The sequence below is a fragment of the Amycolatopsis sp. genome, assembly GCF_036008905.1.
Taxonomy (GTDB): Bacteria; Actinomycetota; Actinomycetes; order Mycobacteriales; family Pseudonocardiaceae; genus Amycolatopsis.
In genome coordinates this window covers 20,671-38,871 of record NZ_DASYMU010000012.1, presented here as the reverse complement: position 1 = coordinate 38,871, position 18,201 = coordinate 20,671, and the positions used below count along the sequence as shown (strand labels likewise).

The window sequence follows — 18,201 nt, the reverse complement described above, 5'->3', positions numbered from 1 at the left end:
TTTGCATGGACCACCCGCTTCAACACGGGTACGCGCCGTGATGTTCCCCAGGCATTTCCGTGAAAGATCTCCCGCGAGCGGCTCCGCTCACTTAACCTGTCCGCGACAGTAGGGAGACCCATGTCCGACTGGTTGCACTCACGCGCGAAGGCACGGCTCGATCGCCGCGAACACCTCGACGCGCTGACCACCCGCGTCCGCTACGAGGTCCGGCTGCACGTCACCGAACCCGCCGGCACCGCCTACGACAACGTCGCCGACGTGTTCGCCCTCGGGCACTACGAGTGCGCGAGCCTGCTCGAACACCGGCGGCTGCTGCCGTTGTGGGAACGACTGCTGCTGACCAGGTACGCGAAGCGGCTCTATGGCAATGCCGTGCTGGGCAGCGCCTACGACATCCCCCGCGAAAACGGGACGCCGGTCGAAGGTGAACTGGTCCTCGCGAGCATCTTCCAGGACGAGATCGCGACGCTCGTCCCGGCGTCCGGCGACAGCGGCGCCAAGTACGACCTGCCGGGCCGGGGGTTGCTGACCACGTTCCGCCTGGCCGTCGGCGAGCCCGGCGCGGTCTGGGAAGACCGGGCCGACGTGTCGACAAGCTCGGCGGCCAACGTGCTCGTCTGCTCGCAGCGGTTTCTCAAGCGCAAGCCGTGGCACGTCGTGTGGCCGGTGTACCGCGTTCGTGGTCTGCGCGTCTGGAAGGTTTAGCGTGCCGGCGGCGTTGTAGCGGGTATGGCCGACTATGCCGAAGATGTACTGAGAGCCGCGAAAACCATCGCCGTCGTCGGGCTGAGCCGTGACCCGGGCAAGGCCGCGCACGGGGTGCCCGCGACGCTGCAGGCCGCCGGGTTCCGGATCATCCCGGTCCACCCGAGCGCCACCGAACTGCTCGGCGAGAAGGTGTACCGGACCCTCGCCGACATCCCCGAACCGGTGGATCTCGTCGACGTCTTCCGCCCGTCTCCTGAGGCCGCCGGAATCGCCGAACAGGCCGTCGCGATCGGCGCGAAGGCGTTGTGGCTCCAGCAGGGCATCATGTCCGCCGAAGCACGTGCCATCGCCGAAGCCGGCGGCCTGGACTACGTCGAAAACCGCTGCACCGCGGTAGTCCGGGCGATCGGCGAGATCACCAAGAACTAAGGCAGGTGCTGTGGGCCGGTCGGCACGCCAGGCGCGGGGTTGTCGCGCACCTGGACCTGCGCGGCCCGCAGTTTCGTGACCGTGGCCGGGTACTTGAGCTGCGCGTTGTCCGTGGGGAACTTCGCCCGCGGCTTGTCGAAGCGGAAAGCGGCGGTCATGTCGCCGACCGTCTTCCGCCGCCAGTCGCTGATATGCGGCTCGCGGACGCCGAAACGCTGTTCCAGCAAGAGAATCAGCGACGAGTGGTCGAACGTGTTCGAGTTGACGTACCCGCCCGCGGTCCACGGCGACACGATGATCGTCGGCACACGGAAGCCGAGTCCGATCGGGACACCGCCGATGAACTCGTCCGGCGTCCCGGCGGGCGGGGTCGGCGGGAGCACGTGGTCGAAGTAGCCGTCGTTCTCGTCGTAAGTCAGAATGAACGCGGTTTTCGCCCAGACATCGGGGTTCGCCGCGATGGCGTCCACTTTGGACGCGATGTACTGCGCCCCGGCGGCGGGCATCCAGTTGGGATGCTCGGTCTGCGCGGACGGCGCGACCAGCCACGAAACCGCGGGCAGGTTGTCGTTCTTGGCGTCGTGCTCGAACCAGCCGGCGGACTTCTTGATCATGCCGTTCTTGTACAATGGTGACGACTTCGGTGCGTCGGCGAACTGCCGGAACCACGCCAGCGAGTTGTCGTCGTAGTTGTCCTCTTCCTGGTAGATCCGCCAGCTGATCCCGGCCTCGGTGAGCCGCTCGGGATAGGTTTTCCAGGACAGCGCCGGGTTTTCCGTCGACATGAAGTTCGTGTTGGCCGGTCCGCCCGCGGTGCCCTGCGGGTCGATCCAGCCACTCCACATGTAGAGCCGGTTCGGGTTCGTGGGCCCGAGCACCGAGCAGTGGTAGTTGTCGCAGACGGTGAACGCCTCGGCCAGCGCGAAGTGGAACGGGATGTCCTCACGCGCGTAGTACGCCATGGATTTGGCGCCCTTGGCCGGAATCCAGTTGTCCATCTTGCCGTGGTTCCACGCGTCGTGCTGATCCGACCAGTTGTGCGGCAGGCCGGGCGTCGCCTGGGCGCTCGTGGTCCCGGTGTTGTACCGGAACGGCAGCAGGAAACCGTCGGGATGACCGGAGAACGGTTGCTGGAACACGGAATTCCCGTTGGCCAGCTTCATCGCCGTCGGATCCTTGAAGCCGCGGACCCCGGGCAGCGTGCCGAAGTAATGATCGAAGCTGCGGTTCTCCTGCATCAGGATCACCACGTGCTCGATGTCCTTCAGGCTGCCGCGGCCGGGCCGGGACGACTCGTCCGCCAGCGCCTTGCGCAGGTTCGGCGGGAGCACCATCGAGCCCAGCGCGGCGGCCGCCGCGGCTCCGAGCACTCGACGCCGCGTCAGGTCGGGCTGTGTCACTTGCTTGCTCCAAAATGGACGATCCGGCTGTTTCCGGTGTCAGCGACCACGATCGCGCCTTGGCCGTCCACCGCGATACCGAGCGGGAAGCTGAGCGTGCCGTACCCGTCGAAGCCGAACTCGGCGCGGAACGGCCCGGCCGTGCGGAACTGCGCCACCCAGCCGTAGTCGGGCACGGTGACAAAGGCGTTGCCCGCCTTGTCGACGGCGACCCCAGCCGGGTTGGACAGGCCGCCGAACTCGCTGCTCTGGCCGTAGCCGATCGTGCCGAGCACCGAGCCAGCGGGCGAATACCGGACCACAGCGACGTTTCCACTCGCTGTCCGGCCATTTTGGACAACCCACAGGTTGCCGTCACCATCGAAAGTGAGGCCTTGCGGGGAACTCACCTTTTCGGTGATCGAGCTGAGCAGAGCGCCTGTTCGGCCGTCGAACCTGGCGACCCGGTCGTGCCCGGTATCCGACACCAGCAGGTTTCCGGCAGCGTCGACAGCGACACCGCGCGGCTTCTCGAGCGCACCGACACCGAACTCACGCAGGAAACCGCCCCACCAGGCGTATTCGACGACCCGGTTGTTGCCGGTGTCGGCGATGAAAACGTTGCCCGCCTGGTCGACGGCGACCGCCTCCGGCGCTTTCACCCGCCCGGCGAGCACCCGCACCAACCGGCCGTCACGGGTGAAGGCCTGGACGCGGTCGTTGCCCGTGTCGGCGACCCAGATCTGGCCGAGCCGGTCGATGCCGACCCCGGCCGGGCGGTCGAACTGTCCCGGCCCGCGGCCAGGACGTCCGAAAGCACTGAGGTAAACCGGCGGCTCGGTCCGCGGCGTGGGACGCACGCTGAACTTCACCGGATCGGCGAGCCAGGTGTAGCCGTCGTCATGCAGGTAGAACGCGAGGTAGTTCCCCGGCGCGAGCGCTCCGGTGCCGAACGACACCGTGCCCGCCGCGAGGGTCACGTACTGCCAGGTCGTCGACGCGCCGACATAGCGCTGGTCGACCGGCCCGTTGCCGGGGTCGGAGTAGAGCCCGACCCAGTTCTTGGGCGTCACGGTCGCGGGCGGCGTCGAGTAGGTGAACAGGAGGGTCTCGCCCTGTTCCACCGAAGCGGCGCTGCCGCTGAGGGTTCCGGTTACGGCGAGGGTTCGCACAATCGACGAGGATCGTCGCGCGATCCGGCCCTGTCTACGGCCGGAGGTAGGTCCGGCGAAGAAGTTCGGCCGTTGTTCAGCCGCTGGTCAGGGCACAATGGGCGGATGGACGAACACGTCGAGCTGATCGGTGGCACGGAGAAACGCGAGATCTGGCTCGTGGCGTACGACCCGGCCTGGGTGGTCCGATTCGCGGCCGAGAAGCGCCGGATCGAGGCCGCACTCGGGCCGGTCGCCCAGCGTGTCGACCACGTCGGCTCGACGGCGGTACCCGGGCTGGTGGCCAAGCCGATCGTCGACATCGACGTCAGCGTGCGCGATGTCGAAGCCGAGGACACTTACCTGCCGCCGCTGCTCGCCGCGGGGTATCTCCTGCGTGTGCGGGAGCCGGGCCACCGGCTGGTGCGCACCCCGGAACGCGACGTCCACGTGCACATCTGCGAAACCGGAAGCGAGTGGGAACGCAGGCACCTGCTGTTCCGCGACCGGCTCCGCCAGAACGCCGGAGACCGGGAGGCTTATGGGCGTCTCAAACTCGACCTCGCCCGGCGCGACTGGCCGGACATGAACGCCTACGCCGACGCGAAGGGCCCGCTCATCGCCGAGATCACCGCACGGGCTCAGGCCGATTCGCGCACGGTCAGCGACACCGGCAGGACGTGACTGCGCGGCGGGATCTCCTGCCCGGCCAGTAATCCCGTCAGCGTCTCCACCATTTGCCGGACCTGCGCACGCGGGTCCTGGTGGACCGAGGTGAGCGGCGGGTTCATCGCCGGGGCGAGCGCGGCATGGTCGTCGAAGCTGATGACGGCGACGTCGTCGGGGATCTTCCGGCCCGCCGCGGTCAGTGTGCGCAGCGCGCCCGCGGCCATCATGTCGCTCGCGACGAACACGGCGTCGAGGTCCGGCCGGCGCGCGAGCAGTCTGTCCATGGCATCGGTGCCACCGGCAAGGGTGAAGTCGGCTTCCTCGGAGAGGTCCGCGGGGTCGAGCCCGGCGGCGACGACGGTGGCGCGCCAGCCGGCGAGGCGCTGGACCGCGGCAGTCTGGTCCTGCGGCCCCGCGATCGTGGCGATGCGGGTCCGGCCGGTTTTCACCAGGTGCTCCACGGCCTGCCGGGCGCCGCCCTTGTTGTCGAAGTCGACCACGTGCATGCCGCGCCGGATGTTCCCGGCCTGTCCCCCGAACACCACCGGCATCCGGAGCCCCTTCAACGCCTTGGGCAACGGATCCGCGCGGTGCGGCGCGAACACCAGCGCGCCGTCGACGTGACCACCTTCGAGGAAACGCATGGTACGAGCCAAATCCTCACCACCGTCGACGAACATCAGCACCATCTGACTGCCGACGTCGGCCAGTTCGCGATACCCCGCGCGCATGACCGCGGTCCGGTACGGGTCGTCGAGCAACCGCGCCTCGGGCTCGGAAAGCACCAACGCGATAGCACCCGTCCGCCGCGTCACCAACGACCGCGCGGCCTGGTTCGGGAAATAGCCGAGGTCCTTCGCCGCCGCGAGAACCTTCTCCTTGGACCTGGCGCTGACGTAAGCGTCGTCGTTCAGCGCGCGGGAGGCCGTCGAACGGGAAACGCCCGCGAACGCGGCGACATCTTCCAACGTCGGCCGGCCGTCCTCACCTGCTCGTTGTGTCACCTGACCACCTTAAACCCGCCGAATCGGGGAAGACCGCCGAATCCCGTTGAGACGTTTCAAGTCGAAATAGGGAAGCCGGCAAGCGTTTTCTTCCCTAATACATCGGAGGTTGAACCAATTCACGGTTGTGAAAACACTGAAAAACCCTGATAAGACGAAAGTTGGTCAAGATCTTCCGTACATAGATCGGAGGTGTTAGGTTCCAACTCCGCCCAGCGGCAATAGGTACCACTCAACGGGACTGGGCGGTGATTCACGTCCAACGGAGGGCTGCGTCGTGACCGCCGAGCGCGAGCTGGATCAAAGCGGAACCCTGGAACGAGGGCTTGCCGTACTGGAACATGTGGGCACCTGCCAGGAGATTTCCACGAATGCGATAGCCAAGCAACTAGGGCTTTCGCGAAGCGCCACCTACCGGATCGTGGGTGCGCTCAAGAATCTCGAATACCTCGAAGCCGATCACGTCACCGGCCGCATCCGCCTCGGGACCCGGCTCGTCGAGCTCGGCGTCCGGGCGATGTCCGCCGCCGACCTGCACCGCTGCGCGCCGCGTTATCTCGCCGCACTGGCCGAAAAGTCAGGCGAGACAACATATCTGGCGGTACCGGACAGCGACGCGATGGTCTACGTCGCGACCGAGAAGAGCGAGAACTCGGTGACGCTGGCGTGCCGCCTCGGCACCCGCCGCCCGCAGTACGCGACCTCGCTCGGCAAGGCCTGGCTGTCCGCACTGTCCGAAGTAGACAGAGTGGAACGCGTCCGCCGGATGACACTGGAAAGCCTCACCAACAACACGATCACCGACCACGGCAGGCTTCTCGGCGAACTCGCGGCCACAAGCACCCGGGGCTGGGCCGTCGACGCCGTCGAGAACGAACCGGACGTCGGCTGCGTCGCCGCCGCCGTGCGGGACCACACCGGGCAGCCGGTCGCCGCGATCAGCATCGCGGGACCCGCATCCCGGGTGATGCACCGCCTGGAAGAACTCGGCGCGACAGTCGCGGCCGGCGCGGCGGCGTTGTCGCTCCGACTCGGGCACGTGCCACAGCAAAGGGGCTGACCGTGGGCTGGATTCAGGACTACCAACCGGCGGGCGGCCTGTGGATTTCCGCGCTGCTGGCCGCGTTGCCGATCATCGTGCTGCTCGTGTCGCTCGGCGTGCTGCGCCGATCCGCGCATCTCTCGGCCGCGCTGGCACTGGTGACCGCGATCGTGATGGCGCTCGTGCTCTACCGGATGCCGGTCGGCCTGGCGCTCGACTCGGCGTTGATGGGGCTGGTCTTCGGCCTCTGGTCGGTGGCCTGGATCGCCTTCAACGCGGTCTACTTCCACAACGTCACTGTCGCCACCGGACGGTTCGACAACATCAAAGCGGTGCTCGCGGGCTTCAGTGAAGACCGCCGGCTGCAGGCGTTGCTGATCGCCTTCGGCTTCGGCGCATTGCTCGAAGGCGTCGCCGGCGGCGGTTCCCCGATCGCGATCACCGCCGCGATGATGGCCGCACTCGGCTTCCCGCCGGTGAAAGCCGTCATTCTCGCGCTGCTGGCGAACACCGCCCCCGTCGCTTTCGGCGGCCTCGGCAACCCGCTCATCGTGCTCGGCAGGCTCACCGCCCCGATTCTCGGCCTCAAGCCGGAAGAGGCGACAGATCTCTTCTCCGCCATGGTCGGCCGCCAGGTCCCGGTGCTCGCGCTGATCATCCCCGCGTTCCTGATCGTGGTGCTGGCAGGCTGGAAACGGATGGTCGAAATCTGGCCCGCCGTCGTCACCGCCGGTCTCGCGTTCGCGATCATGCAGTTCGTGACGTCCAACTACATCAGCCCCAGCCTGGTCGACGTCGTCGCCGCGCTGTCGGCGATGGGCGCGTTGTGGATCCTCACGCGCTTCTGGAAGCCGAAGACGGTGTGGCGCTTCGACGAAGAAGACACCGTCGCCGCCCCCGCTACCACCAAGGCGAGCCGCGGCGCGCTCTATGCCTGGGCGCCGTACGTCATCCTGGTGCTGGCGATCTTCCTTTCGCGGATCGGCACCATCTTCAAGAACCTGCCGACCTGGCTCGACCTGACCAAGCTGCTGCACAAGGCCGACTGGGTGTTCGCCTGGCCCGGCCTGCACAACGAGGTCATCCAGCATCCCCCGATCACCGCGAAGAACACGCCGTACGCGGCGAACCTGACTGTCGACTTTCTTTATTCGCCGGGAACCGTGGCCCTGATCGCCGCGATCATCGCCGGACTTGTCATGGGCGCCAAGGGAAAGCTGCTGCTCCAGACGTACTGGAAAACGCTGATCCAGATGCGCTGGGCGCTCGGGACGATCTTCATGATCCTGGCCATCGCCTTCGTCATGAACTACTCCGGCGCGACGCAGACGCTGGGCCTGGCGCTGGCGGCCACCGGTGCCCTGTTCCCGCTGTTCTCCGCCTACATCGGCTGGCTCGGTGTCTTCCTGACCGGCTCGGACGCCTCGACTAACAGCCTTTTCGGGCCCATGCAGGTGATTTCGGCGCAGCAACTGCACATCGACCCGATCCTCGCCGGTGCGACGAACACCTCCGGTGGCGTGATGGGAAAGATGATCTCGCCGCAGAACCTGTCCATCGGCGCCACCGCCATCGGGCAAAGCGGCAAGGAAGGCCAGTTACTGCGGCAAACCTTCCTCTGGTCGCTCCTGCTCACCGGCGTGGTCGGCGTGATCTCACTGCTTCAGGCGACCGTGCTGTCGTTCATGATCCCGACGCCGTAAGGCCGAGGACTACTCGTCAGCGCTTCGACAGGATCGTCCGTCTTCAACTCCAGGCCGTGCTCGCCGAGGAGACGGACGATCCTGGCCGCCGCGTTCCTGCGGCCGCTCTCACTCGCACTCATCACCAGCGCCAGCGTGACCCCGTCACCCTCGATGTCGACGCGATAAGACGCCGCCCGCGTACTCCGCAACGCATACCCAACCCTCTGCGCCAACCCGCTCACCTCCACCACCCATGCAGTATGTCCGTGAAGGCCACGTTGAGGGACTCTGAGTCCCTCAACGTGGCCTTCACTGCGTTCACCGACCAAGAGGGTGGCTGGCCAGGGTGCGGATCATGCGAGTGCTTCCACCTTCGGGGTGGTGACGGAAGGTGTCGAGCCGGGGTAGCCCAGCTTGCCGCGGGAGGCCACGATCGCCACCACGGCGAGTGCGACGAGGCCGAGCGTCGGGCCCCAGGCCAGCCGGGGGTCGGCTTCGGGGAAGAGCTGCGGCCACACCACGGACGAGAAGTTGTTGACCGTGCAGTGCAGCACCATGACCAGCGGCAGACTCTGGCGACCCTTGTTGTACACCAACGTGATCAGGAACGACATCGACATCGCGCCGATCACGAACTGACCGATCACCGAGGCGTCCACGACCGGACCGGCCCACGGGGTGAGGAACAGCGGCAGGTGCCAGATCGTCCACAGCACACCGAGGATGCCGGTCGCGACCATCGGGTGGTGGCGGTTCTGCAGGCGGGTCAGGGCGAAGTCACGCCAGCCGGGCTCTTCGGCCAGGCCGGTGGTGAAGAACTGGAGCACGAGCATCGGGAAGTAGACGGCCAGCACCATGATCGACGGGAGCATCATGCTCTCCTCCGCGCCGGGCATCTGCAACGTGCCGAGAGTGATGGCGACCGGGATCGCGAGCAACGCGAAGGCGTACCACCGCACCGGAGCGCGGAAGTTGAACAGCCGCTTACGCCAGCGTCGCAGCCCCTCGCGGCCTTCGGTGATCGAGGTGACGGTGAACGCCGCGGCCAGCGGGCCGAGGTACGCGCCGGGCAGGATCGCCGTCAGCTGGTTACCGGCGATGAAGTCCGGGTAGCGGAAGTCCAGCACGCCGAGCCCGTCGAGCGACAGGATGTACGGCACCCAGGCAAGCCAGCTGATGCTGTTGGCGAGGGTGAAGAAGGTGATCAGCGGGAAGCGCCGAATCAAGGCCTGCCAACGGTTTGACGATGCGCGGCCGGTGTCCGCGGAGGTGGTGGAAGTCATGTTGGAAAGACTAGGAATCGAGCCCGCGGAAATCAGTACAGGCAAAGCCCGTCCTCAAGGTAGAGCCAGCTCTACCATCCCGACCAGGGCCACAAAGATTTCACTTTGTTGGAGCCGGCAAGGGGGGTCGAACCCCTGACCTCCTGTTTACAAGCTGTTGGGTCCGGCGTTCAACCCAGTACGTAGAACCATCGCCGCAGGGAGGCTGGCCACCGGGGTACCACCGTGGGCCGTCCTGACCGACCACGAACGAGACGACAAGTGAGACGATCCGCCCGGCTCAGGCCCTCTCCTCGGTGCTACGTATCTGTTCTCTACGCGCCGATCACCGGCGGAGTCGGCTTCTGTCCATCTTCGAAACCACCGAAGATGGACCCTGGCCGCCTTTACCGCCGCCCATTCCACCCATGCCGCTCGCGCCCATGCCTCCGGCCTTGCCACCAGCGCCGCCACCCATGGCCGACCCGCCGCGCATGCCACCTTCGCCGGGCATCCCGACTCCGCTACCGCGACCGCCGCTCAAGCCACCACTGCCGCTTCCAGCCGCCCCGCCGGACATCTTCGCGCCGCCGAGACCGCCTCCACCGCTACCGGGCCCGAAGCCACCTCCACCGACCGGCCCGAAACCACCTCCCACCGGGCCGAAACCACCTCCGCCTCCGCCAGGCGGTACATAGCCACCGGGCGGCCTGGAGCTAGGCGGGTTCACTGGCGGCGTCCAGCTCGACGGATCTGTTCCACCAATTGGTGAAGGCCTGAATCCTGACGGCGGCACCATCGGCGGCCGCAGATCCGGGACAGGGTTGCTCACCGGCGGAGGTGGCACTTGATAACTCCCAGCGCCGGTCGGTGGCGTGTATGTACTTGGCACGCCACCGAAACCCGCTGCCCTGGTGCCGTCGCCTCCGCCGCCCGATCCTTGCTTGCTGTCAATCGGCTGACCCGGTGTTCCAGGTTCGATCTCGCCAGGTGTGACCGCGCCCGCCGCGACGGTGGGGGCATGTGCGGCAGGGTAGGCAGTGGGAAGTTGAGCCACGCGTAGCTGTGTGGTCTGATAATAGACTTCGTACTGTTCGACGTTCTTCTTTGTATCCGCGTCGAACTGTGCGGCCGCTATCTCGTCATCGCTGGCACCGATTGAAAAGATGTCTCCTAGGCCGTTGTCGCCGACACGTTCGTTTGAGACCGGGACAATCGCACCTCGTGTTTTGTGGAACTGAGAGTTGTGGTCAAACATAGAGGTCTTAGCGCTGTTCATGTGATCAGCTGCTTGGGTGACACTTTGAATCATCGGGTTGAGTCCGCCCGCAGCACTGGTGGCACTCTTCCCTTTCCAGAAGCTGTCCATTCCCCCTTGAGCTTTGGACAATGACTGAGCCAGGTCTATGTGAGCCACTCTCAGCTTGTCGCTTGCAACCTCGGCGGCATCGAGGGTCTCCGTGGTCCTGGGATTCGCGTTCATCTTTTCGTAGATCTCATGACCGCTGTAGACCATGCCTCATGCCCCCTTGAGGTGTTGCACAGCAAGCTCCGCCAGGTCTGTCGCGATCCCACATGGGTTGTCTGCCTTGGGGTTTCTGGGTCCCAGGTTGGCGATCGCCAAATAGATCCTGCTGTCGCTCAAACCGACAGCAACGTTGCAAACAGTCGAAGCTTCGCCGCCGTTCGCAAAGGCGACACCGGGATGCCCGTCGATAGCAGGAATAGCCTTGAAGCTGGTGAGCTGTTTCTTGACGTTCTTGTCGTATATGCTGCTCAGACCGGCATTTGTTTCCATGGCTACGCCCGTTGTCAACCGGCCTAGACCGTCGGCCAGAACCCAGGCACAATCGACACTTCCGGCACCTGCGTCGAATTTGCTGCTGTTCTTCAGTATCCCACCACTGATGCTACTAATTTGCGCGGGAGTCGCTACACTGCACGGATCTTGGTCGATCTTGCTGGAATCGAGTGGAGTGGCGACGCCGGGCGCACCGGCATATGGCAAGCTTTTTTCGTTTTGCGCGACTGAGCTGGATGTGGTGGGGGTCGGCGTTCCAGAAGACGTACTGCTGCAACTGGCAACGAGAACCAACGTCACGCACGTCAGTGTGGTTTTGAGAGCAAAGCGGGCCTGCATTAGTCTGCCTTTCCGTTGCCACGGAGGGCATCGATTGCGGCTTGGTCTTGTGTTCTTGATAAGCAGTGCGGATCCTGCGCAGTGTTTCGACGTAGGCCGTGAGGAACTGGACGCTGCTTTCGTGTGCGGTGAGGAACTCTCGGCCCGCGCGATTGGCCGCCTCGGCATACTGCGCGCTTGCCACCTCGTCACCAGGAGGTTGGATAACGGTCAAATGTACGGAGTGCGCCTACATGTTGCCGAGGTCGACGTCGATCCGATCCTGAAGATCTTGGATCAGGGCATCCATTCCCTCGGCGTCGAACTCCCAGCCACTCGCGGAGGACGCCGCGGCGAAGTCGGCCTCTGCCTGGCCCCGGCCCAGGGCGGAGTAAACGACCGGCGCTGGTGGTGGCGCAACCGGTGTGGCACCTGCCCCCAGCGGCGGCGCACCTGGCGGGGGCACGTATGGCTGCGCTCCCGAGGTATCGATCAGTTGCCCTGGCCCCGTGTTCGGTTGTCCCACGACGCGCCTCCCCGCACGGACCGCGATCGTTCGGGCGCGGCCTACCCTCTGTTCCCATCCTGTTCCAAGCAGTGACTCTAGCAGCGCGTCAGCGGCCGGTGGGTGGGTTCGAAAGAGATCACCCAGCCTAGGGGTGGTTGCGCGATTCTGCCCCCCGGGGCGTCGGTGGCTCCGTCCGCAAGTTATTGCCACGGCAGGTACACGACGGGCCACCGACGCCCAGCTCAACAGCGATCTGAGCACCTGCTTAGGCGTGAAGCGCGTACACAGCCGTCTGGTTTACAGAGGGACACAGAAACCAGCCGTGACCTGCGCTTCAGCTCATACACGAATGCTCTTCGGGGCACATTCGGGGAGCTGGCAGTTTGACGAGCCTTCCTCAGTCGCCTGTCTGAGCACTGGGTCACCGAGGAGTTACGTACAGCACCTGTTCCTCTTCCGAGACCGGAGTGCGGTATCCCAGTAGACGGATCGCGACAGGAGCAAGCCCGCCCACTGAAACCTTCTGAGTTGCGACGGCCAGCATCCTCTTGAAATCGACCTCGACAGCCACAGCAACTCCTTCGCCAGCTTCCCAGACGGCCGCGCTAGTAGATTGTCGCGGCTAATTCTTGGGGTATAGGTGGCGGAGTTTGACGCGTGCGTTGTCGGTGGTGAATTGCCAGCGGACTTGGCGTTGTTCGGTGTTGATGGCGTGTTGCCAGGCGGCGAGTTCGGCGTTGAGGGTGTCGAGGTCGCTGATGCGGCGGTCGAGGCATTGCCGAGTCAGGGCGGACAACTCGATCTCGGCGATGTTGAGCCAGGACCCGTGTTTGGGGGTGTGGTGGATCTCCAGGCGCTGGGCGAGGGAGAAGGCCTCGTCGGGTGCGAAGGCCTCGTAGAGTGAGGCGATGCCGTGGGTGCCCGAGGTTGTCCATGACCAGCACCACGGTCTCGGCGTTGGGATAGTCCACGGTCAAGAGTTGTTTGACCTGTCCGGCCCAGTCGATCTTGGTTCGTTGGGCCAGGGCGTGGACACGGCGCCACCCGCGCAGGGGCTCGGTCCACACGAAGATCGAGCAGGTGCCGCACCGGACGTATTCGCTGTCCTCACAGGCGTCTCGGCCTGGCCGGGCGGGGAGCGGGTCGCGGACGTGGCCGAGCAGCTGGAAGGGTTTCTCGTCCATGCACACGACCGGGCGGGCGGGATCGTGTGGCCGGGCGTAGACCGCCAGCACGTCCTCCATGCGGGCGGCGAACTCCGCGTTCGCCCGTGGCGGGATGTTCCAGCACTTCCTCAGATGAGGACGCAGTTCCGTTTTTTTAGGACTCGGCCGATGGTGGAGTGATCCAGGTTCGGGATGTCCTCGGTGAGTTCGACGTGTTTTTCCAGCAGCCGCAATGACCACCGGGCATGCCCTGCCGGCGGCTGCGAGCACGCCAGGGCGATCAACCGGGCCTCGACCTCACCGGTCACCGGGGACGGCACCGGAGGAAGATCACGCTTCCTGCGCGAGACCGTTGCAAGGACATCGCCACCGGACTCAGCGAACCGCTTGGCGACCAGCCGCAACATCTCGCCGGAGACCCCGAGCCGAACCGCGATCACGTCCTTCGGATCGGGCTCGCCCACCGAGGTGTCCAACGCGAGCAGCACCCGCGCCCGCCTGATCGCCGACGCCGAATGCACACCCGTCGTAGTCAGCCGGAACAACTCTTCACGATCCCGCGCCGACAACGTGACCGGCCGCTTCATCAGTGAGGCCACAGCAACAGTCCTTGTCCGGCAGGAAAGGGACCTGCCGGACAACAGCCTCCCAGCCACCGACACCATAACTAAGCAGCGACACGCTACTAGGTACGAAGAGACTGAGATTGACCCGCTTACCGTCGATAACGCGAAAGCCATTCTTGCGGAAGCAGTGAACCGACGAAACGGCGTTCGATGGGCTATCGCACTGGCCCTCGGATTCCGCCAAGGCGAAGCGCTGGGGTTGCAGTGGAGCGACCTCACCACAGAGTGGCACCACGGCTGCGCAGGAGATGAGCCCTGCGAACAAGAACGGGCGGAGAAGTGCCCCCGAAGGCAAATCACCGCGATTCTGTCGGTCCGGCGCGCACTGCAACGCCAGACGTGGCAACACGGTTGCGACACCACAGGCAAGGAGCCGAGTCGCGCACGAAAGCGAGGCGCGGACTGTCCTCAACGGCACATCGGCGGATTGAAGGTTGTCGAGCCGAAGTCGCCTGCTGGCCGCCGCGTTGTCAGCGTTCCTCCGCCGCTTGCACTCGCGCTACTTGCTCACAAGGAAGTCCAGGACGCCGAGCGGGTGGCAGCAGCAAACCTGTGGCAGGAAGCGGGTGGATATTCGCACAGCCGAACGGCAAGCCGACCGACCCTCGTGCGGACTACGGCGAATGGAAGGACGTGCTCGTCTCGGCAGGCGTGCGCGAGGCCAGGTTGCCCGACGCGCGGCACACCGCAGCGACGTTCCTGCTCGTGCTCGGCGTGGCTCAGCGCTACCAGCACGTGCCTGACGACCTACGACGCACCATCGCGTCACAGGTCGGGGGGCTGCTCTGGAAAACGCCGAACGACGACGAAGACGGTTCGCCAGAGGGCACCCAAAAGGCCGGCTAGAACGACAAGTGAGACTGAAACTGAGACGATCCGCGACCAGGGAGCTTCCCGTCATTGGAAACTCCCTGGTCAGAGGGGAGCCGGCAAGGGGGGTCGAACCCCTGACCTCCTGTTTACAAGACAGGTGCTCTACCAGCTGAGCTATACCGGCCGGGCGACCCGAACCGCGGGTCGCGCGGGGACAGTATATCGAGCCCCTCCACTCACTTGACCCACCGGCCGCACAGTGGCCTACGCCACATACCCGGCGTGTGCAACTACCGCCATCTGTCGACAGATGGCGAGCTACTTCAGCGAGGCGAAGAACGAGCGGATGTCGCTGATCAGCAGGTCGGGGGCATCGTGGGCGGCGAAGTGGCTGCCACGGTCGTATACGTGCCACGACACGATGTTCTTGTGGTCGCGCTCCGCGAAGCGGCGGATGGACTGGAAGTCGTTGGCGAAACTGGCCAGCCCCAGCGGGACGACGGTCGGCTCGGCCGGGGCTTCGGCGTGTGCGTCTTCGTAGTAGAGGCGCGCGGACGAGCCACCGGTGTTGGTGAGCCAGTAGATCATCACGTTGCCGAGGATGTAGTCACGGCTGACGGCGTCGCCGAACAGCTGGCAGCTCCAGGCGAGCTGGCCGACCGGCGAATCCGCCAGTGCGTGGGCCAATGTCTGGGGCACGGTGGCCTGCAGTTTCGCGAAGGCACTCATGCTGTCGTTGAACCACTGCAGGAACTCCAGTTTGCCCATGTCCTTTTCGGACAATCCCTCGAACTCCGCGGGATCGCCCGAGGGGAAGGAGAAGATCTGCGTGACGTGCACGCCGAGGACGTGTTCGGGGTCGAAGCGGCCGACTTCGGGCGAGACCAGGGAGCCGCCGTCGTTGCCGTGGGCGCCGTAGCTGTCGTAGCCGAGCCGGCGCATCAGCTCCGCCCAAGCTTTGGCGATGCGGTAGCGGTCCCAGCCCTTGTCGTTGGTGGGGCCGGAAAAGCCGAAGCCGGGCATCGACGGGATCACCAGGTGGAAGGCGTGGGCCGGATCGCCGCCGTGCGATCGCGGGTCTGACAACGGCCCGATGACGTCGAGGTATTCCACGACCGACATCGGCCAGCCGTGGGTCAGGATCAGCGGCGTCGCGTCCGGCTCGGGCGAGCGGACGTGCAGGAAGTGGATGTTCTGCCCGTCGATCTCAGTGGTGAACTGCGGGTACTCGTTCAGCTTCGCCTCGGTCTCGCGCCAGTCGTAGCCGTTCTGCCAGTACTCGACGAGGCCTTGCACGTACTCGAGGGACAGGCCGTACTCCTCGCCGACGCCGGGCAGTTCGGTGGTCCAGCGGGTGTGGGCCAGCCTGTCCTGCAGGTAGTCCAGGTCGGCCTGGGGGATCTCGATGCGGAAGGGGTGGATGTCGTTGTTCATGTCCTGAACCCTAGGAACCAATTAGGCACAATACGTTCCTAATGGTCCGGCATAATCAAAAATATGTTGGAGACTTCGGCAAGACTGCTGCGGCTGCTCTCGCTCCTGCAGATGCCGCGCGAGTGGCCCGGCTCGGAACTCGCGGAGCGCCTCGGCGTGAGCGGCCGGACCGTGCGCAACGACATCGAACGCCTGCGGGAACTCGGCTATCCGGTGGACGCGACGCGCGGGTCGGTCGGCGGCTACCGCCTCGGCGCCGGTGCCGCGATGCCGCCGCTGCTGCTCGACGACGAGGAGGCCGTCGCGGTCGCGATCGGGCTGCGCACGGCCGCCGAGGGCACCATCGCCGGGATCGGGGAAACCGCGCTGCGGGCGCTGGCCAAGCTGGAGCAGGTCCTGCCCTCACGCCTGCGGCGCCGTGTCAACGCGCTGCAGACCTACACCGTGCCCGTCCCCGCCGACCGCCCCGGACCGTCGGTCGGCTCGGACACGTTGATGACGCTCACCGCGGCCTGCCGCGACCACGAGACGCTCCGCTTCGACTACCGCGACCACGCCGGCTCGTCGACGTCGCGGATCGTGGAGCCGTTCCGCCTGGTCAGCTGGGGAAGGCGCTGGTACCTGGTCGCCTGGGACACCGGCCGTCAGGACTGGCGGACCTTCCGTGTCGACCGGGTCGAGCCACGCACGCCGACCGGTCCCCGCTTCACTCCGCGCGAACCGCCGGAAAGTGACATCGCGGCCTACGTGTCCCGGAGGGTTTCCGCCGCGGCTTGGCGCCACCAGGCGCGCGTCACCGTGCACGCGTCCGCCGAAACCATCGCCGAACGCATCAATCCCGCGGTGGGCACCGTGGAAGCGGTCGACGAGCACACCTGCGTCCTCGTGACCGGGGCCGACTCCGTCGAGACGCTGTCTGTCTACTTAGGAATGCTGGAGGCCGATTTCACTGTCGGTGAGCCGCCGGAACTCGTCAGTCATCTCCGGGAACTCGCCGAACGGTACCGGCGGGCCACCCCCTGACAAATGGCCCAAGGGGCTCATGCGTTCGCCGCTTGACACCAGCGCCCCCGGACGGAGAGTGGGGAGTAGGCGCGGAAGTGGAAGAGGTGCACGAAGATGAGCGCGATAACCGCAACTCTCGGCCTCTCGGCGCAGGAAGTGAAAACCGTGGTACAGGCGGCTTCCTTGGCGCCTTCGTTGCACAACAGCCAGCCATGGCGATTCCGGCTCCTGCCCGACCGGATCGAGGTCCACATGGATCTCGGGCGACGACTGCCGGGTGCTGATCCGGAGGACAGGGAACTCCGGCTCGCCTGCGGTGCGGCCCTGCTCAACCTGCGATTGGCGTTGCAGGGCCTGGGAATACGCCCCAGCGTCACGTTGCTGCCACCGGCGGTGAACTCGGTCGCCGGTGCGGTCGCGGTGGTCCGGCGGGGTGGTCCCGCACGCCCGACCGACGAGCTCAACGCGCTGCTGAACGCGATCCGGACGCGCCGCACGAACCGGCGTCCCTTTCTCGACCAGCCGATCCCCCGCGCCCATCGACAACGGCTGGCCCGCGCCGCGGCGGCCGATCAGGGCTGGCTGCACGTGGTCACCGACCTGCGGGAACAGGCGCAGATCCGCGACTTCGTCATCCAGGCCCATCGCATCCAGTGCAACAACCCGCTGTTCCTGTCCGAGTGGGCGGCGTGGACCGGGCATCACGACACCCAGCGCCGCGACGGCGTCCCCGCACAGGCGGGCGGGCCGTTCCCGGAGCCCCAGGACCAGTGGGTGCTACGCGATCCCCGTGCGGAGAACGGGAAGAAGCGCCCGGCGGGCAAGGATTTCGACGTCGATCCGGTGGTGTTCGTCCTGTGTTCGTACTACGACGGCAAGCTGGCCGAACTGCAGTCGGGCCAGGCCATGCAGCGGGTCCTGCTGACCGCGGCGACGCTAGGCCTGTCCGCGTCGTTCCTGCCGCAGCCGGTGGAGGTGCCGAGGATGCGGGACGAGCTGCGCAGAATGCTCGGCGGTGGGCTGGTACCGCAGAGCATCCTGCGGGTCGGCTACGCGACACCGACGCCCGCGACACCGCGCCGGCCGGTCGAAGACCTGGTGATGCCCGGTCGGGTGACACCGAATTGATCAGCGTCCGGCTGATCTTCTCTTAACGTGGTGGACGACACCTTCTCAGACATGCAACGGTCAGGGCATC

Annotated in this window: 20 protein-coding genes, 1 tRNA gene and 1 pseudogene; 8 read left to right on the top strand and 14 right to left on the bottom strand. The window is 65.9% G+C overall.

Annotated elements, in window-relative coordinates:
- Positions 1-120 precede the first annotated feature (120 nt).
- Together VGP60_RS02010 and VGP60_RS02005 are read left to right on the top strand one after the other, a co-directional pair.
- Positions 121-708: a hypothetical protein gene (locus VGP60_RS02010; RefSeq protein ID WP_327546080.1), complete on the top strand. Its 588-nt coding sequence runs from the start codon at positions 121-123 to the stop codon at positions 706-708.
- 24 nt (positions 709-732) lie between these two features.
- A complete protein-coding gene (locus tag VGP60_RS02005) occupies positions 733-1,140 on the top strand; it encodes a CoA-binding protein (RefSeq protein WP_327546079.1) in 408 nt (135 codons plus the stop codon).
- Here VGP60_RS02005 and VGP60_RS02000 read toward each other — a convergent pair.
- Together VGP60_RS02000 and VGP60_RS01995 are read right to left on the bottom strand one after the other, a co-directional pair.
- A complete protein-coding gene (locus tag VGP60_RS02000; RefSeq protein ID WP_327546078.1) occupies positions 1,137-2,540 on the bottom strand; it encodes an alkaline phosphatase family protein in 1,404 nt (467 codons plus the stop codon). The genes VGP60_RS02005 and VGP60_RS02000 overlap by 4 nt on opposite strands.
- Complete coding sequence (locus VGP60_RS01995; RefSeq protein ID WP_327546077.1) at positions 2,537-3,691, bottom strand: NHL repeat-containing protein; 1,155 nt, start codon at positions 3,689-3,691, stop codon at positions 2,537-2,539. Before VGP60_RS01995 ends, VGP60_RS02000 begins: the two co-directional genes overlap by 4 nt.
- 105 nt (positions 3,692-3,796) lie before the next feature.
- On the opposite strand from VGP60_RS01995, the gene VGP60_RS01990 reads away from it, so the two are divergent.
- Positions 3,797-4,354, top strand: coding sequence for a GrpB family protein (locus VGP60_RS01990; protein ID WP_327546076.1), 558 nt, complete (start codon positions 3,797-3,799; stop codon positions 4,352-4,354).
- Here the strand turns inward: VGP60_RS01990 and VGP60_RS01985 are convergent.
- A complete protein-coding gene (locus VGP60_RS01985; RefSeq protein WP_327546097.1) occupies positions 4,312-5,307 on the bottom strand; it encodes a LacI family DNA-binding transcriptional regulator in 996 nt (331 codons plus the stop codon). The two genes, VGP60_RS01990 and VGP60_RS01985, sit on opposite strands and share 43 nt — an antisense overlap.
- Before the next feature lie 313 nt (positions 5,308-5,620).
- On the opposite strand from VGP60_RS01985, the gene VGP60_RS01980 reads away from it, so the two are divergent.
- A complete protein-coding gene (locus VGP60_RS01980) occupies positions 5,621-6,403 on the top strand; it encodes an IclR family transcriptional regulator (RefSeq protein WP_327546075.1) in 783 nt (260 codons plus the stop codon).
- A 2-nt stretch (positions 6,404-6,405) separates the two neighbouring features.
- Positions 6,406-8,088 (top strand): lactate permease LctP family transporter, encoded by a 1,683-nt coding sequence (locus VGP60_RS01975; RefSeq protein ID WP_327546074.1) that lies wholly within the window; start codon positions 6,406-6,408, stop codon positions 8,086-8,088.
- On the opposite strand, the gene VGP60_RS01970 is transcribed toward VGP60_RS01975, so the two are convergent.
- The 9 genes and pseudogenes from VGP60_RS01970 to VGP60_RS01935 all read right to left on the bottom strand — a co-directional run bounded on the left by VGP60_RS01970 (position 8,049) and on the right by VGP60_RS01935 (position 13,724).
- A complete protein-coding gene (locus VGP60_RS01970; RefSeq protein WP_327546073.1) occupies positions 8,049-8,303 on the bottom strand; it encodes a hypothetical protein in 255 nt (84 codons plus the stop codon). The two genes, VGP60_RS01975 and VGP60_RS01970, sit on opposite strands and share 40 nt — an antisense overlap.
- Positions 8,304-8,423: 120 nt before the next feature.
- Positions 8,424-9,353, bottom strand: coding sequence for a type II CAAX endopeptidase family protein (locus VGP60_RS01965; protein ID WP_327546072.1), 930 nt, complete (start codon positions 9,351-9,353; stop codon positions 8,424-8,426).
- A 325-nt stretch (positions 9,354-9,678) separates the two neighbouring features.
- Positions 9,679-10,848: a hypothetical protein gene (locus VGP60_RS01960; RefSeq protein WP_327546071.1), complete on the bottom strand. Its 1,170-nt coding sequence runs from the start codon at positions 10,846-10,848 to the stop codon at positions 9,679-9,681.
- A gap of 3 nt (positions 10,849-10,851) precedes the next feature.
- A complete protein-coding gene (locus VGP60_RS01955; RefSeq protein ID WP_327546070.1) occupies positions 10,852-11,433 on the bottom strand; it encodes a DUF3558 domain-containing protein in 582 nt (193 codons plus the stop codon).
- A 268-nt stretch (positions 11,434-11,701) separates the two neighbouring features.
- The gene (locus VGP60_RS01950) at positions 11,702-11,917 is read right to left on the bottom strand and encodes a hypothetical protein (protein ID WP_327546069.1); all 216 of its coding nucleotides are present in this window, start codon (positions 11,915-11,917) and stop codon (positions 11,702-11,704) included.
- Between the two features lie 463 nt (positions 11,918-12,380).
- The gene (locus VGP60_RS01945; RefSeq protein WP_327546068.1) at positions 12,381-12,530 is read right to left on the bottom strand and encodes a hypothetical protein; all 150 of its coding nucleotides are present in this window, start codon (positions 12,528-12,530) and stop codon (positions 12,381-12,383) included.
- A gap of 51 nt (positions 12,531-12,581) precedes the next feature.
- Positions 12,582-12,869 (bottom strand): transposase, encoded by a 288-nt coding sequence (locus tag VGP60_RS41650; protein ID WP_414640271.1) that lies wholly within the window; start codon positions 12,867-12,869, stop codon positions 12,582-12,584.
- A gap of 22 nt (positions 12,870-12,891) precedes the next feature.
- A pseudogene (locus tag VGP60_RS41645) lies at positions 12,892-13,143 on the bottom strand (IS630 family transposase); the annotation flags it as partial.
- 110 nt (positions 13,144-13,253) lie between these two features.
- Positions 13,254-13,724 carry a helix-turn-helix domain-containing protein gene (locus VGP60_RS01935; RefSeq protein ID WP_327546066.1) on the bottom strand — a complete coding sequence of 157 codons (471 nt, stop codon included), beginning with the start codon at positions 13,722-13,724 and terminating at the stop codon, positions 13,254-13,256.
- Between the two features lie 579 nt (positions 13,725-14,303).
- Here VGP60_RS01935 and VGP60_RS01930 point away from each other — a divergent pair.
- On the top strand, positions 14,304-14,597 hold the full coding sequence (locus tag VGP60_RS01930; protein ID WP_327546065.1) for a hypothetical protein: 294 nt from the start codon (positions 14,304-14,306) through the stop codon (positions 14,595-14,597).
- Positions 14,598-14,675: 78 nt separating this feature from the next.
- On the opposite strand, the gene VGP60_RS01925 is transcribed toward VGP60_RS01930, so the two are convergent.
- Positions 14,676-14,748: transfer RNA gene (locus VGP60_RS01925), tRNA-Thr, on the bottom strand.
- 134 nt (positions 14,749-14,882) lie between these two features.
- A complete protein-coding gene (locus VGP60_RS01920; RefSeq protein ID WP_327546064.1) occupies positions 14,883-15,998 on the bottom strand; it encodes an epoxide hydrolase family protein in 1,116 nt (371 codons plus the stop codon).
- A gap of 63 nt (positions 15,999-16,061) precedes the next feature.
- On the opposite strand from VGP60_RS01920, the gene VGP60_RS01915 reads away from it, so the two are divergent.
- Complete coding sequence (locus tag VGP60_RS01915; protein WP_327546063.1) at positions 16,062-17,021, top strand: YafY family protein; 960 nt, start codon at positions 16,062-16,064, stop codon at positions 17,019-17,021.
- Between the two features lie 96 nt (positions 17,022-17,117).
- The gene (locus VGP60_RS01910; protein ID WP_327546062.1) at positions 17,118-18,131 is read left to right on the top strand and encodes an Acg family FMN-binding oxidoreductase; all 1,014 of its coding nucleotides are present in this window, start codon (positions 17,118-17,120) and stop codon (positions 18,129-18,131) included.
- Positions 18,132-18,201: the final 70 nt, after the last annotated feature.